This is a genomic window from Stenotrophomonas sp. SrG (assembly GCF_050031795.1).
In the GTDB taxonomy this organism is placed as follows: Bacteria; Pseudomonadota; Gammaproteobacteria; order Xanthomonadales; family Xanthomonadaceae; genus Stenotrophomonas; species Stenotrophomonas rhizophila_A.
Window position 1 is genome coordinate 1 of sequence record NZ_JBNBBE010000681.1, and the last position, 248, is coordinate 248.

At 67.7% G+C, this 248-nt stretch carries 1 protein-coding gene; it reads right to left on the reverse strand.

Going from position 1 to position 248, the window contains the following annotated elements:
* Window positions 1–217 (reverse strand): ATP-binding cassette domain-containing protein (locus ACQG3P_RS21300; RefSeq protein WP_426806164.1); only part of this gene is annotated, 217 nt, incomplete at its 3' end.
* Between the last annotated feature and the right edge of the window lie 31 nt (window positions 218–248).

Here is a 248-nt window from a genome sequence, read left to right on the forward strand (position 1 = left end):
CGATGCGCTCGCCTTCGATCTCGATCTCGCCGCCGCTGGGCGTATCCAGCCCGCCGTTGAGGTTGAGCAGGGTGGTCTTGCCCGAGCCGGACGGCCCCATCAGGGCGACGAAGTCGCCGCGCTGGATGTCCCGGTCGATACCGTGCAGCACCTGCACCTGTTCGGGGCCGCGCTGGTAGGGCGTGGTGATGTTGCGGAGCGAAACCAGGGTGGACAGGGGTGGTTCTCCGTGATGCGGTGGCAGACGA